The organism is Alkalibacterium sp. f15 (assembly GCF_049389645.1).
GTDB lineage: Bacteria > Bacillota > Bacilli > Lactobacillales > Carnobacteriaceae_A > Alkalibacterium.
Window position 1 is genome coordinate 406,985 of record NZ_CP186540.1, and the last position, 14,720, is coordinate 421,704.

A 14,720-nucleotide genomic window follows, 5' to 3' on the forward strand; every position below is an offset into this window, starting at 1 on the left:
ATGCTAATTTCACATCGTAATATACTATATGGCAAATAGACAAAAAAAGCTAGTGATACATTATTAATGTTAAAACACGTTAATAAAGCAGCTAATTTTCAGATTGTGACTTATCTTTATAATTAAACAAGCCAGGTACATTTCGTTTTTCATTGTTATTTCCACTTTTTTCTTCTTCCATTATTGCAGCAAGTGTCCGATTCAATCCAAACGATTTTTTTGTCAATTTCATTGATTTAATTTGAGGTACAACCTTTTTCCTTGATTTGCGGACCTCTTCTGTTCTTTGAGACGTGCTTTCACGCCATAAAATTTCCAGTTCTTCTGTTACGTGTTTTTCATATACAATAAAATCTTTTTTCTCTTTTTTCATGTCTGCCTTTAATTTATCGTAATTCAACTTATTTTTTATTTCTTTTTTTGGTTTGTGATAGCCATAAATAGGAGAAGGTACTCTACTCACTTCAAAAGGAGGAGAAATATATCCTCTTCGTCTATCTTCCTCTTTATCAGTCAAATATTCCTTAAAGCCTTTTTCTACATCTTCTCTACTTTTCACATATTTCGGAAGTGAATAGGAGTCGTCAAAAGAAACTTGCTTCTTTTTTTTGCTTTTATGACTTTCTTCATTTTTATGCGTCGTTTCAAAAAAATCTGTATACTTAGAAGTCATCGTTTCCCTCCTTCGTCTTAGCTAAAACAATCAGATTATAATTTAAAGTCTGTTCCGGTCTCTAGGTCATCATCCAGAACCATAATGCCATCAGATTCTTGAGGCAAGCCAAGTTCTCTTGCAGAGCAGACCATTCCTTCACTGGTTACTCCTTTTAGTTCACCCGGCCATATAATCAAACCGTTTGGCATTATTGTTCCTACTTTGGCAACAACGACTTTTTGTCCTTGCGCAATATTGCTTGCTCCGCAAACAATTTGCACTTCTTTGCCATCATTTATCTCTGTTTGTGTAACACTTAAATGATCTGATCCTTCTACAGGTTCGCATTTTTTTATAAAACCTACAACGAAATTTGAACCACTTGCTGCTTCAATTTTTCTTTCGAAAGCTGCTTCTTTGATTAAATCATTCAGTATTTCAATATTTTCTTCTGATAACGTAACAGGACCATTGGTTAGATTTTTTAAATGGGTCGAAGCGTTGAATAGATTGTAACCTACAATAGTATTTGTTTCCTTATTTTTGATTTCCACCAAATCACCAGACTTGTTGGCTTCTTGAACATCACTTTCACTTTTCTCGAATAAAATCATCAGTGTATCTTTTAAACCATTATTATTATACGTACTTACAAACATATCGCGTTCTCCTTTTAGTGTTTATATTATTAATGTATATTATTTATTGAGCTTTAACGTTTCTAAAACGGAACGATCAAACGACTTCACGACCTGATAGGCCATTTCTCTTGCCGCCTCATAATCATCAATTCTAAACAATGACTGGTGCGTATGGATATATCTTGCCGGGACGCCAATCACTGCACTAGGTATGCCTTCATTTAGCTGATGAGCCGCTACTGCATCGGTTCCGCCTTTTGAAACGAAATACTGGTAGGGAATATTATGAGTATCGGCTGTATCCAGCAAGAAATCTTTCATTTCTTTTGACAATATCATTCCCGGGTCTTGAAATCTCAACAAGAATCCTTCACCCAAACGTCCAAAAGCTTCTTCATCTCCGTTTAAATCATCAGCCGGTGAACAATCAACCGCAATGAATGCATCAGGATCGAATTTTCTTACCGCACCCTTTGTTCCACGCAAGCCCACTTCTTCCTGTACATTAGCGCCGACAATAAGTGTATTAGGTAAAAGATCATCCTTTAATTTCTCAAGTAGTTCAAGCACTAATGTCACACCAAAGCGGTTGTCCCATGCTTTCCCTAAAAATGCTTTGCCATTGGCTAGTTCAACTGTCTCCACTTTAGGAACAATGGCATCACCAGGTCTCACACCGTATTCTTCCGCTTCATCTTTAGATTCAAATCCACCATCAAACAAGATATCCTCGATAGCTGGCTTGGCTGAGTCTCCATTTTTTTGTAAATGAGGTGGGATAGAAGATGATACAATTGGATAATTCCCCTTTCTCGTTTGAAGTGTAAACCTTTGAGCTGACACAACATAAGGATTCCAACCACCTAATGGCAATACTTTGATCAAACCCTTCTTGGTAATAGCTGACACCATGAAACCCACTTCGTCCATGTGAGCAGCAATCATCAATTTAGGTGCATCCATTTGAGAAGATTTTTTTACACCGAATATTCCACCTAATCCATCATAATCAATTTCATCAACATACGGTTTCATCTCTTCACGCATAAAGGCTCTTACTGTATGTTCAAATCCACTTGTTCCTTGTAATTCAGTCGTCTTTTTAATTAGCTCTTTAGTTTTTGAGTTTTTATGGTCCATATTCATAATTTATAATCCTTTCACTATATGTATTGACCTGTCTTTTATTATTATACACAAAATATCCTTTAATTTTAAACTTTCCTTTTCTATTACACTTCATCTGCGTGTGTGATAAAATAGAGCTAACCTATAAATGTAAAGGAGGAGTCACTGTGTTTCAATCGAAAAAAATGAAATGGTCAAATTATTCTTCTCAAGAATGGACACTTCTTTCAATCATTCTTGCGTTCTTTTTTCTTCTTGGTATGCTGTCATTTAAGCAATATAGTAAAAACAAAGCTTTAAAAGCAGATGATATATTAAAAGATGTAAAAAAAGAATTTCTTAAAGAAGGCACACTAGATGGATCTTGGATAGAGTTAACAAAAGTACCTTGGAAAAAATTCGCTCATAAAACGGATGTATACTACGGTGGTATTTCTCGTTATGAGGACTACAAGTTAGTTCAGTATGAATTTATTGCTGATGCATATTCAGGTAGTATTATTGATATATATCGCGTATAATCGCCGTCTATAATATTAAAAAGCCAAATTGTTCTTAGGGACAATTTGGCTTTTTAATATTATATAGATTATTTTTTTGGAAATTGCAGAACAGCTTTGTATATTCGCTTACCTTTGTTAGAGAATTTTTCTTCATACTCTGTCATAACATTATCTTTAACATCACTTCGATGCAAATCGAGATAAACTTCCTTGAGCTTCACAGGATAATTAGAGAAGCTAACTAAAGAATATTCAAATAATTTCTGATTGTCTGTTTTAAAATGCAACTCACCATTCGTATTTAGAATGGTTTCATATACAGCTAAAAAATTTTTGTAGGTCAATCGTCTTTTTTCATGACGATTTTTTGGCCAAGGATCTGAAAAAGTTAAATAAATGCGATCTATTTCATCTTCTTCAAAATAGTGCGTTAAATCACTCGCATTCACCTGCAACAACTGCACGTTCGGCAAGTCTTCTTCTATCTGTTTTTCTAGAACCGCTATGATAACACTCGATAGTAACTCAACACCTACAAAATTGATCGCAGGATACTTTTTAGCCATCTCCATTATAAACTGGCCTTTTCCGCATCCAATTTCAATATGAATTGGGTTTTCATTAACGAATCGTTTCTGCCAATGTCCCTTAATTTCTCCGGGATCATTAACGACATATTGAGAATATTCTTCTAATTTATCTATCGCATGGGGTTTATGACGTAATCTCATTCTCATTCTCCTTCATTCTATTCAATAAAAAAGGGGTCAGATTGAAAATCTGACCCTTTTTTAAGTTTTAATTAGCTTTATTGTAATATTTAACTTAATTAACTCATTGTTCATCCGGATATAATCTTGTTTTTTATGATTACTTTTCAAATCATTTAAAATATTTAAAAGAGCATACCAATAGATTTTATCTTTTGAAATATCCCCATTCAAAAGGTCATCAGAGTTTAACCATTTATCCCAGCTGTCAGGATGTATATAGCGTTCCATCAACTGACTCATATCGTAACAAGAATCCGATATAATGACTGAATCCCAATCAACTAAGTATAGATGATTTTCATTAGACAACAGTAAATTTTTATGTGAAATATCTCCGTGGCATACAACTTTATTATCATTACTTGTTTCTTCAGGCATGTTTTCTTTCAAATAAATGATGGCTTCTCTTATTAAGGGATGAGTTCTAAGATCAGTAGCTAAGTCAGAAAGCGAATCGTTATAAAAATCAGATGGATTAAAAACTTTACCGCCAAGCCTCATCAACATACGTTTTAAACTTTGAGAATAATGGACCTTGCGAATAATATCAAGCACATTCGACATGTGCATTTCTTCTTTATGAAGTGTTCTTCCGCTGCACCATTCTTGTGCTGTTAAGACGTCTCCGTTACCCGTTCTTTTTGTCCACACCAGTTTAGGTGAAATGCCTTCTAGGGATAAGGCGGCTAAAAAAGGAGAAGAATTACGTTTTAAAAATAATCGTTCTTCATTTCTTGTCCCCATATATGCTTGACCTGTTTCTCCACCGATAGGATGTAATTGCCACCCCGATTCTCTTTCCAACTCCATATTTACTCAATCCTTTTTAATCTTTAGTCAAACAATGGTAAATACATTGATGCACCTTCTATTGTAGAAAGAAAATAACGCATCGTCAAGCGCATGCATGTTCTTTTTTATTTTCTTGAGAAAAACCAACTCATTTAATTTGTTAATTTGCCACACTGTTGCACTATTTCGATCTTATAACACTCCTGCAGTCTTTTGACAATTGAATTGCTTTTAAGCACAGTGAAAGACTGATTATCCACTTGATTCACCGGCATTATTTCTATCGTGGTACTTGAACAAAACACCTCATCAGCTTTTAATAAGTCAGCAGTGCTATATGCTTGTTCATACACAGGAATATTCAATTTCTTAGCACAATTTCTCCAAACTACTTTTGTAATCCCGGGTAAAATCAGGTTACCATCAGGATGTGTGTAAATAGCTCCGTCTTTTACTATTGCTACATTTGAAGATGAACATTCTGTTACAGTTTGATTTCTATGAAGAATAGCTTCGTCTGCATTGTGTTTATGCGCCTCATGTTTTAACATGATATTGCCTAATAAAGAAATCATTTTTATGTCACATTTCAGCCAGCGTATATCCTCTGTAATAATTGTTTTGATCCCCGTTTGCAGTTGCTCAAGATTTCTTTCAGCCGTTGTGATAGAACCTGTCAACAGAGGTTTAACGTCCTGTGAAGGATACGTATGATCTCTCGGAGAAGCATTACCTCGCGTCATCTGTATATATAAATTACCTGTTTTAATTCCTGACTCTTTTAAGAGAGCAGTAATCAACATTTTTATCTCATTCTTAGACTGTAACACATTCATTTCTATTTTTTTCGCACTCGAAAAGAAACGATCAATATGATCATCTAAGCAAAAATACATATGATTATAAATTCTGATGACCTCATAAATACCATCACCAAACTGGTATCCTCTATCCTCAAAGTCTATCTTGACTTCTTCTCTATCTACAATCTTATTATCCCAAATGACTTTCATGAAAATTTCTCCTTTTTATTTAAACGTCTGGGTAGATAACCGTATACAAATAAATAGATAAACATGATATTTATAACCAGCAGCGCAGTCATCGTGAACCATCCACTACTGATTGAAGCTAGACTATAAACGATTGTGCTCCCCACTAACAATATGACTAATAACTTTTGAATAGTGTTAATCTTATCAGTATCTGTATTAGGATACAATCTAAAATAAACTGTTTTTTTAAAAGCTTGCCTCATTGGTATTAGTTGGAACCCGATGAGATACAAAAACAAAACGCTTATAACACTATTAATAATCCAGTTATTTGAGAAATATATAGCGATACCTCCAATTAAAACCAACCTCAGATAGAGTCCACTGAAATTATAATTTCTGATAAACATTCTTGACAGAAAATATATTTCCGGATTTTGATTGAAGACAGAAAAAGTATAAAAGAAATCTAAAAATTTAAGTCTTTTTACTTTATGTTTAGAATAAGGTGTTTCAATAAACATGTTGATGATTGAGTATATTTTTTGTGTGCGTCTTTGTTCAGTTTCAATAAGAGACTCCCAATTCCAGTTCTGAGATCGAGTGTAAATAAAAACATACAAGAAAAAGATACTTAATGCAGCTAATGCTATAAAAAAACCAATGAAGACTGAAATAAATATACTAGTGAGTATCCCTGTCAGAGATATAACATTGATAACATACCGAATGTTTCTACTGGTTTCTAATTGATGCTGCTTCAAAGAATAATACGAATGAATACCATGAGTTACTTTCCAGAACACAAGTGTCAATAACCAGATAATCTGATTATCTGGTTCCATTTGCTCTATACCGATAAGTAAAGGCACAGACAAAAAACCGATTACTATTGTGTAGAAGACATGAAATATTAAGCTGTATACGAGATTTTTTCTCATTATAAGATTAAATTCTTTTTCTTTTGGCAAAAGAAAAACGGCATCTGCTGGTTTCACCAGCGTCCTTATATTCCCGGAAAAAATAACAAGTATAATAACCAGGGATAAAATCACTTTGGGAAGCAAGGCCTCTACCTGCACTGACTCCAAATAATTTTGATACGCTAGACCCGTGGCTCCTCCCAATACAAGTAGTAAAATGACAAAATGATCATTCAAAACATATTTTAAATATTTACCCAGGTTTTTATAATAATATGATTGCCTGTTTCTAAACAACCCATCGATCGTCATTTTAAAAATCCTTCCCTGTCCGCCAATTGTGTATACATTTCATCTAAACTGGCTTCAGGCATGCCGAATTCTTTTCGCAACTCAATTAATGTCCCCTTAGCATAAATTTCTCCATTATCTATGATGACAAATCTGTCACAAATTCTTTCTGCACTAGCTAACACATGAGTAGACATCAGTATGGAGGCACCCTCTCGTTTCTTCTGTTCCATCATTTGAATCAAGTCCCTTATCGCTATCGGATCCAAACCTAAAAAGGGTTCATCGATGATGTAAAGAGATGGGTCAATAATAAACGCACACACGATCATTACCTTCTGTTTCATACCTTTAGAAAAATCACTGGGAAACCATTCTAAACGATCAGTTAAACGAAACTTCTCCAATAATGGTATAGCTCTATCCATTGCTACAGAAATGTCTACGTCATATGCCATTGCGGTTATCTCAATGTGTTCCTTAAGCGTCAACTCGTCATACAGCAAAGGCGTTTCGGGGATAAACCCTATTTTTTTTCTATATAATGAAGGATTTTCTTTCAATGTTTTGCCATCCAGTTTTATCTGGCCTTCGAAAGGTTCCATCAATCCAATTACATGTTTGATTGTTGTGCTTTTACCCGCACCATTTAAACCAATTAAGCCGATCAATTCCCCGTCATTCAAATCAAAGGAGATATTTTTTAAAACAGGCATCCGACTGTATCCGCCTGTTACATTTTCAATTTTAAGGCTCATTAATATGTTCCTTCCTACGTATAATGTAATTATTTTACCATATCTAGACCGCCTAAAATGATTTTAGGCTTCTTTTTATTATTTAACCTTATTATATGATAAAATGATGATATACAAAATGAGTGAAAGAGGGATAATATGAGCGAGTGTATTTTTTGTAAAATTATCGAAGGAGACATCCCTTCTCGTAAAGTCTATGAAGATGACGATGTTATAGCTATCTTGGATATGTCTCAAGTCACTAAAGGACATACCTTGGTCATATCCAAAGAACATGTAAGGAACATTTTAGATTACTCAGATGATTTAGCCGCTAAAGTGTTCTCAAAAATACCGAAAATTGCTAGAGCGGTCAAAGGTTTCGATCCTACTTGTAAAGGATTGAATGTGTTAATGAACAACGAAGAAATTGCTTCTCAAAGTGTGTTTCACGGCCATATCCACTTGCTTCCTAGATACGATAAGGGTGATGGTTTTGGCTTGAAATGGGAAACACATACTGATGACTATTCAGAAGAACAGCTGGATCAAATCATGGCAGCAATTAAAAAAGAATTGAAATAATAGAGGAGGATTTAAATGAAACATTTTCTACTAGGCAGTTTATCTGGCTTAGTCGCTGGAGGTATTTATGGTTTAATCAAAACTCCGCGATCAGGTAAGGAAAATCAGCAAGCTCTAAAAAATTATGTTGACGAAACATCTGACCATCTTCAAGATGTCTCAGATAAGGTGAATGACTTAAAAAGTTCTATTAATCAATTAACGACTGAAATATCATTCGTTCAAAATGATTTTATGGATGAAATGCAGCTTATCGCTAAAGAGTTTCAGCATGAAGCAGAACCTCGCTTACGACGAATACAAGAGAAATCAGAAAAAATTCAAACTGTAGTTGAAGATACAGCTTCCAATATAAACGCCTAATATATTAAGATAGCATGTATCAATTATTTTATATCCTAATAAAAACACCTTTTCATCACAGGCTCTTGACTGAGCTAGTAGATGGAAAGGTGTTTTTAGGTTAAAAATTACTCTTCGTCAGAAGTTTCTTCTTCTATATCTTCTTCTGATGTTTCCGGATCTTCTTCTGTTTCTTCAGGATTGTCCATTCCTTCTTCTGGTTCTTCAGGAGTATCCATGCCTTCTTCTGTTCCTTCAGGAATATCCATTCCTTCGGGCGTTTCTTCTACTCCGGGCATGTCCATAAATTGTTGCATAGCACCAGAAAGTTCTTCGTCTGTTATTTGAACATTAGCATCTTGAACGAGATTGCTGATAGCTTCTTGAACAAGTTGTTGATCTTGCATATAACCGTCAATGATCATCGTTTCAATATTCTCGCGTTCTTCTTCAAGTGTTCCTTTTTGAACTTTTTTGATTACATGGTAACCATATTCTGTTTCTACAGCTTCTTCAGTGATTTCGCCTTCTTCAAGTTCCATAGCTGCTTCTTCAAATTCTGGTACGAAACGATCTGGTTCTAACGCCATCTCACCATTGGTTGCAATCGTGCCTGTATCCATTGAATGTTCAGCCACTAACTCACCAAAGTCCGCCCCATCATTCAATTGTTCAATAATATCTTGGGCAAGTTCTTCATCTTCAACAAGAATATGAGCAACTGTTTCACCTGCTAGGTATTCGTCATAAGCAGCTTGAACATCTTCTTCAGTCATATCAGTATGTGCAAGAATAGCTTCTTTTACATATAAAGAGGTACGAATATTCTGTTTTACATCATCTAAAGTTAAACCTTGTGCCGTTAACATTTCTTCAAATGCTTCAGCTCCCCCGTAAGGTTCAGCTTCCGCCTCAAATTCAGCATCTACTTCTTCATCGGAAACGGCATCTCCAAATTCATTTTCAAGAATATCTTCAAGCAGAATCTGTTGAAGCATTTGTTCTCCATATGACATGCCACTTTCAGTTGGTTCATTTTTCATACGTTCGTATAAATCATCTTCACGTATTCTTCCAGCTTCAGTTGAAGCTACTTCTGGACTACTTGAACAACTAGCTAATAACAAACCCGAACTAGCCATTGCGCCTACTAACCATTTTTTCATATTAACTAAAACACATCCTATTATTTTGTTTGATTTTTTATTACTAAATCATTAACTCTCGGTACTCAAATAAATATACCACAGGTTATATAAAAATGAAAACGTATAAATGAAAAAGAATTTTTCTTTCACGGACTCTTCATTAAACATTCGTTTTTATGAAGACTGTGAGGATGGATTTTCATAGTTTTTTTTATAAAACGATCGATTGTCCATGGCCCATATCTTATCAGAAAATTCACCTGGCTCAGTTTTTCTGAGTGCTGTGTGCATCATATTCATCTTTGCATCGATCTGATCGATATAGTGAATTATTTCTGCCTCAGGAATCAAGGGTCTTACTGGGGAACCGTATTCAAGTTCACCATGGTGAGCTAAAACGACGTGTTTGAGCAACAAAACGTCTTCATGATCTTCATCGATTTTCAGTTCCTTGCAAGCTCGGACTATATCTTCATTGATCATGACAATATGACCGATCAATTTACCTTCAAGTGTGTATTCTGTTGCGGTAGGTCCGCTTAATTCCACTACTTTTCCTACATCGTGTAAAATGATACCCGAAAATAATAAGGACACATCGAGATCGCTGTATAGTTCAGATAAAGACCGAGAAATGCGCAGCATACTAATGGTATGATAAGCCAACCCACCCATAAAAGCATGATGATTCGTTTTCGCAGCCGGACTCTGAAAAAAGTCGTGCTGATATTTTTTCATAATGAATCTTACTATTCGATTCATGTTGGCATTTGTAATGTCAAATAGCGCATGATTAAACTCTTCTACCATTTTGTCTTTATTGACCGGGGCCCGTTCAACATATAATTCAGGATTGTTTGTTTCATCATCTTTGGCGGGTCGAATAGAATTGATGCGTATCTGAGGACTTCCTTTGTATTCATCTCTTTTTCCCTCTAGCTTGATTACAGTCCCGGGCTTAAAAACCTCTCTATCTTCGGTTGTTATATCCCAATAGTTGGCGCTTATTTCTCCACTAGTATCCTGAAAAATGAAAGACAAATATGGCTTGTTTGTTCGCGTAACTTTTTCTTCTGCAGACTTAATTAATACATGCAGATTTACTTGTTCATCTTTCTGATAGTCATATATTTTTTTCATAACTCATCTCTCCTAATCGGCCTTTTTTTAAGTATACGCAATTATCATCTTCAATAAAAGAGTGAATACGTTGATCAAAAGAAAAATAGATTAACTGAATATCTTTATCAAAGCTAGTCAAAAGTTCATACATTTTCTTCACACGCAAGGAATCAAGATTAACAAACGGATCATCAATCAAAATCGGGAATTGAATACTATCTTTTGTGGCTTTAATAAACGCTAATCTCAAGGCTATATATAATGGTTCTACTGTGCCTCGTGATAAGTCCTCACTGCTCCATTTATTTCCATTATTATCGATGACAAATAAGTTATCTTCATCGAAAATGATTTGCTGATATTTTTCGCTTGTCAGATAACTAAAAAAGGATTCAGCAATAGATAAAGTATGTGGCAACTTGTCTTCTTTTGCATGATGCAAGGTTTTCTCAATTATGCCTGCAGCCGACTTAAGTATCGACCATTCGTTTACCACTTCTTGATAATAACTCTTCTCATTCTCATACGCTTGAAGAAGCTCAGTATATGTGCCGCCATCTTCTAACCGCTTAATTTGCATTTCTATTTCCATCATTTCTTTCATGATATCTTTCTGCTCCGTTGTATATAGCTGTTGTTGTATTTTAAGTTTCATCATTTTCTCATCCAAACGATTCAGCTGCACTTTTAAGTGAGGTTCGTCTCGGACGGGAAGTTTTTCCACTAATAAAGATAATCTCGTCTCTTTATCGTTCTTTTCTTTTTGAGTAGTATAGAGACTATACACCTCTTCTTGATTCGTCGTATTTAGTGATTCGAAAAATCGTCGCTTCGACCTTTTTATTTCATTCACTTTTTGTACATAATAATTGATTTCATGTTGAACTGCATCAGTTTCTTTGATGTACTCTTTTAATTCTCGTTGTTCTCTTTTTATTTCCCTGAAAATACTCTTCGCTTCTTTAAATTTTTCTACCACATCTTCTGCTATGAAGGTTCGCGTAAATAAATGTTCGAAAGAATTTAATCGCTTGTTGAGATCTCTTAAAGTGCTCTCAGTATGATGAGTTAGTGCAGACTCTTCTTCAAGTAATTCTCTTAAACCTTCATATATTTCCAGCTTATCCAAAACCGAATAAATTGTTATATTATCTGAATAATTATGTTTCTGTTTCCAATACTCAAAATCTTCGTCAATTGAACGTTTAGTGTTCTTAATGTTACCTAACTTCATGACAGTCTCTTCTTTATTTGATTGATAGTCGTCATTTGCAGCTAATAGTTCTTTCCACTGGTTCCTCAAGTTTTTTTGTTGGTACAAGAGATTTCGTTGTTCTTGAGAAAAACGGTCTGAACCATTCTTATCAGTACGAAATGAAAAATAAAATAATATGAGGCTCAATGTAATTAAACCAAAACTGTATAAAGGATTGAATGTGTAAAAATATAAACTAATTAAAACAGTTAAAGTCACCGTAAGCGGTATAATAAATGACTTTGTATTCTTTTGATTGTCTGTGTCACTTGTTTTCTTATCTAATTCAGTTAATTCATTAAATCTTGTAAGAGGCAATAATTGGGCCTCTATGTTGTCTATCATATCGTCATTAATATTGATACGATACAGCAAGGCTTTTTCATTCTCCTCTAAAGCAGTGATTTTATTATCAAGCTCTAATATCCTATTATGAGTGTTTTTCAGGTATTCCTTGTCGCCAGGTATTAGTGTTTGTGGGAGGGGGTCAGCAAGAGAAATATCTTCTCTGATTTTTGTTTCTGTTATCATTTGTTTGATGTTAGACAAATCTTTCCTTTTCAATTGTAAATCTTGAACCTTATCCTCCCAAACATCCATATTCTTTTCAAAAACAGTTAATTCTTCTTCGTTTTGTTGATACATAACTAACTCTTTTGAGGGTTTATACTGCTGCTGGAGCGTTTTCTGCTTATCTTGCAAATCATTTATCTTTTGCTGATGCGTTTCGATATCACTATAAAATTGCTTTAACTGATACAAGCCTTCTTCTGGTAAATTTAAATCAGGTAATTCTTCTAACCTATTTTTTATGGTTTGGATTTCTTCAATCGTTTCCTTATATTTTGATAGTTCATTAAGGTTGTTTAACTCTTCAGTGGTCTTTTCTAATTTCGATTCCATATTTTTCAATTGATCCTGCTTGGCTAAATCATCTTCAATTAGCTTGACGTATGATTCATTGTTTTCTTTAGCCGAATCGAGCACGTGTTTTTTTTCTTTTAATTTCATTTGTATTTGGTTGATTATCGGCTTTCTTCCCATCGGTTTAAATAATTTCCCCGCCTGTGAATGATAGTAATCTGCTTGTTTCAAATATTTCTCATGACCCAAGGCACCGATACTCAAGAAAAAGCGATTGAATTGTTCTTCGTTCAATTCTTGAATATCTTCTATGCCCTTTAGATCAAACGAATAAATACTATCGTAAAAAGATTTTGATTTACCATGAAACAGCGTACTTAAAACCGTTTCGTCACCTGTCGTACCATCTTCAAACTGGACAACAACATCACCCGTCACTTTCCCCAGGACACGTTCAATGCTCACTTCTCCGAAGCGTTTGTCTTGAATAATTATTTTACCCCCATAGCGGCTGCTTTCTTTTGGTTCATAACGGCTTGAAGAACTATGTCTTGTAGGAAAACCGAAGAAAATGCTATGAATAAATGACATTAGAGTAGATTTCCCTGCTTCATTTTCTCCAAAAAAAAGATGGAAAGGTGCCTGAACATCAAATTCTGTATCGATCCATTGACCATACCCATATATAACTATTTTTTTAATAATCATGACTCATCGCGTCCCCTAAATCTTGGAGCAGCAAACGTTCTGCTGCTGTAATAATGTCATTTCTGTACTTTTCGTTATTTTCATCACTGTATTTAGCATAAGTATGCATTGAAAATAATTCATGGGTCAATGTTTGGAAAACTTCCTCTTTTTTTACATCTGCTAAAGCTTTGTTCCAGGCAGTTGGAAAAGAACTTTCCAACGACAACAAACGTGATTCTTCTCTTCGTATTAAGACATTGTGTGAAGCAATATAAACAAATGAAGTCGTTTCGATTTGTTGAAACGCTTGGTAAAAGTCGTCGTCGTCCAGTTTCCTCATTACGGATGATGGTATATTTTCAGATACTTCCAGAGTTAGATCAACAAGACAATTTTTATAGTGATCTTTTGTTAATTCTTTTTTTACATCTTCAAATATTTTGTTTATCGCTTGATAGGAAGTGACATCTAGAGTAACAGACTGCCAGGTTATATCCGCGGTGGGTATAAACGTCACTTTTTCATTAGTGTTAGTTAATTCTACAAGTAAACAACCTTTTTCTCCTTGTTCATTCTTGTGACGTCCTTGGGTGTTTCCGCTATAGTAGACTAAAGGCTCCTGTCCTAACTGCTGCCGCTTATGAATATGCCCCAGAGCCCAATAGTCATAATTTTTTTCTTTGAGCTCAGTGAGAGTAAATGGCGCATAACGGGCATGCTCTGTGTTTTGCCCTTCTAAATATCCATGCAACAGACCGATGTGAAAATTGACTGTCCTATTGCGTAAGGGATAGTCTTTTATTTTTCTGTCTTCGACCCAGTTTCGATCATAACTAAAACCGCTGATGGCTATAGATTCTTTATTGGCTGTCTCATGAATTTTGGTTTCAACTTCCGGACCGAATACCTCTACATTTTTTGGAAGCGATAGATGCAATTCGTCATTAGTTATATAGTCATGATTTCCGTGAATCAGGTATACGCTGATATCAGCATCATTTAAACGTTCAAGTTCTTTTCTTAATAATACCTGTGCACGGATACTCCGATCCTCTATATCATAAACATCCCCTGCAACTAGTACAAAGTCCACACGATGGTGTATTGCCACATCCACGATCTTTCGTAGAGAATCAAATGTTGATGCCTTGATTTTATCAAAAAGGGCTTCAGGCATATTTTTCAAACCCTTGAAGGGGCTGTCTAAGTGTAGATCAGCCGCATGTATGTATCGAACCATTTTAAATCCATCCTTTGTTGGGCACGTATGTTCTTT

General features: G+C 34.9%; 15 protein-coding genes. 3 read left to right on the forward strand and 12 right to left on the reverse strand.

What is annotated here, in order from left to right; genetic code table 11:
- Positions 1 to 91 precede the first annotated feature (91 nt).
- Genes ACO1PF_RS02065 through pepA form a run of 3 tightly spaced genes read right to left on the reverse strand, consistent with a single transcriptional unit; the run spans position 92 to position 2,442 of the window.
- Complete coding sequence (locus ACO1PF_RS02065) at positions 92 to 673, reverse strand: hypothetical protein (RefSeq protein WP_423189717.1); 582 nt, start codon at positions 671 to 673, stop codon at positions 92 to 94.
- 35 nt (positions 674 to 708) lie between these two features.
- Positions 709 to 1,314: a YtpR family tRNA-binding protein gene (gene ytpR / locus ACO1PF_RS02070; protein WP_423189718.1), complete on the reverse strand. Its 606-nt coding sequence runs from the start codon at positions 1,312 to 1,314 to the stop codon at positions 709 to 711.
- A gap of 39 nt (positions 1,315 to 1,353) precedes the next feature.
- Positions 1,354 to 2,442, reverse strand: coding sequence for a glutamyl aminopeptidase (gene pepA, locus ACO1PF_RS02075; protein ID WP_423189719.1), 1,089 nt, complete (start codon positions 2,440 to 2,442; stop codon positions 1,354 to 1,356).
- Positions 2,443 to 2,591: 149 nt separating this feature from the next.
- Here pepA and ACO1PF_RS02080 point away from each other — a divergent pair, with 149 nt between their 5' ends.
- Complete coding sequence (locus tag ACO1PF_RS02080; RefSeq protein WP_423189720.1) at positions 2,592 to 2,945, forward strand: hypothetical protein; 354 nt, start codon at positions 2,592 to 2,594, stop codon at positions 2,943 to 2,945.
- Between the two features lie 68 nt (positions 2,946 to 3,013).
- On the opposite strand, the gene trmB is transcribed toward ACO1PF_RS02080, so the two are convergent.
- The 5 genes from trmB to ACO1PF_RS02105 form a co-directional block, all read right to left on the reverse strand.
- Entirely contained in the window at positions 3,014 to 3,658 is a 645-nt protein-coding gene (trmB, locus tag ACO1PF_RS02085; protein WP_423189721.1) for a tRNA (guanosine(46)-N7)-methyltransferase TrmB, read from the reverse strand.
- 60 nt (positions 3,659 to 3,718) lie between these two features.
- On the reverse strand, positions 3,719 to 4,510 hold the full coding sequence (locus tag ACO1PF_RS02090; RefSeq protein ID WP_423189722.1) for a phosphotransferase: 792 nt from the start codon (positions 4,508 to 4,510) through the stop codon (positions 3,719 to 3,721).
- A 134-nt stretch (positions 4,511 to 4,644) separates the two neighbouring features.
- A complete protein-coding gene (gene dat / locus ACO1PF_RS02095) occupies positions 4,645 to 5,505 on the reverse strand; it encodes a D-amino-acid transaminase (protein WP_423189723.1) in 861 nt (286 codons plus the stop codon).
- Positions 5,502 to 6,722 carry an ABC transporter permease gene (locus ACO1PF_RS02100; protein ID WP_423189724.1) on the reverse strand — a complete coding sequence of 407 codons (1,221 nt, stop codon included), beginning with the start codon at positions 6,720 to 6,722 and terminating at the stop codon, positions 5,502 to 5,504. Before ACO1PF_RS02100 ends, dat begins: the two co-directional genes overlap by 4 nt.
- The gene (locus ACO1PF_RS02105) at positions 6,719 to 7,459 is read right to left on the reverse strand and encodes an ABC transporter ATP-binding protein (protein WP_423189725.1); all 741 of its coding nucleotides are present in this window, start codon (positions 7,457 to 7,459) and stop codon (positions 6,719 to 6,721) included. The genes ACO1PF_RS02100 and ACO1PF_RS02105 overlap by 4 nt, the downstream gene beginning before the upstream one ends.
- A gap of 138 nt (positions 7,460 to 7,597) precedes the next feature.
- On the opposite strand from ACO1PF_RS02105, the gene ACO1PF_RS02110 reads away from it, so the two are divergent.
- A complete protein-coding gene (locus tag ACO1PF_RS02110; RefSeq protein ID WP_423189726.1) occupies positions 7,598 to 8,023 on the forward strand; it encodes an HIT family protein in 426 nt (141 codons plus the stop codon).
- A 15-nt stretch (positions 8,024 to 8,038) separates the two neighbouring features.
- On the forward strand, positions 8,039 to 8,386 hold the full coding sequence (locus ACO1PF_RS02115; protein WP_423189727.1) for a YtxH domain-containing protein: 348 nt from the start codon (positions 8,039 to 8,041) through the stop codon (positions 8,384 to 8,386).
- Between the two features lie 107 nt (positions 8,387 to 8,493).
- Here ACO1PF_RS02115 and ACO1PF_RS02120 read toward each other — a convergent pair whose 3' ends face one another.
- From ACO1PF_RS02120 to ACO1PF_RS02135, 4 genes are all read right to left on the reverse strand, one after another.
- Complete coding sequence (locus ACO1PF_RS02120; RefSeq protein ID WP_423189728.1) at positions 8,494 to 9,531, reverse strand: peptidylprolyl isomerase; 1,038 nt, start codon at positions 9,529 to 9,531, stop codon at positions 8,494 to 8,496.
- Positions 9,532 to 9,687: 156 nt separating this feature from the next.
- Positions 9,688 to 10,653: a 3'-5' exoribonuclease YhaM family protein gene (locus tag ACO1PF_RS02125; protein WP_423189729.1), complete on the reverse strand. Its 966-nt coding sequence runs from the start codon at positions 10,651 to 10,653 to the stop codon at positions 9,688 to 9,690.
- Entirely contained in the window at positions 10,637 to 13,462 is a 2,826-nt protein-coding gene (locus tag ACO1PF_RS02130; protein ID WP_423189730.1) for an AAA family ATPase, read from the reverse strand. The genes ACO1PF_RS02125 and ACO1PF_RS02130 overlap by 17 nt, the downstream gene beginning before the upstream one ends.
- The gene (locus ACO1PF_RS02135; RefSeq protein WP_423189731.1) at positions 13,452 to 14,684 is read right to left on the reverse strand and encodes a metallophosphoesterase family protein; all 1,233 of its coding nucleotides are present in this window, start codon (positions 14,682 to 14,684) and stop codon (positions 13,452 to 13,454) included. The genes ACO1PF_RS02130 and ACO1PF_RS02135 overlap by 11 nt, the downstream gene beginning before the upstream one ends.
- Between the last annotated feature and the right edge of the window lie 36 nt (positions 14,685 to 14,720).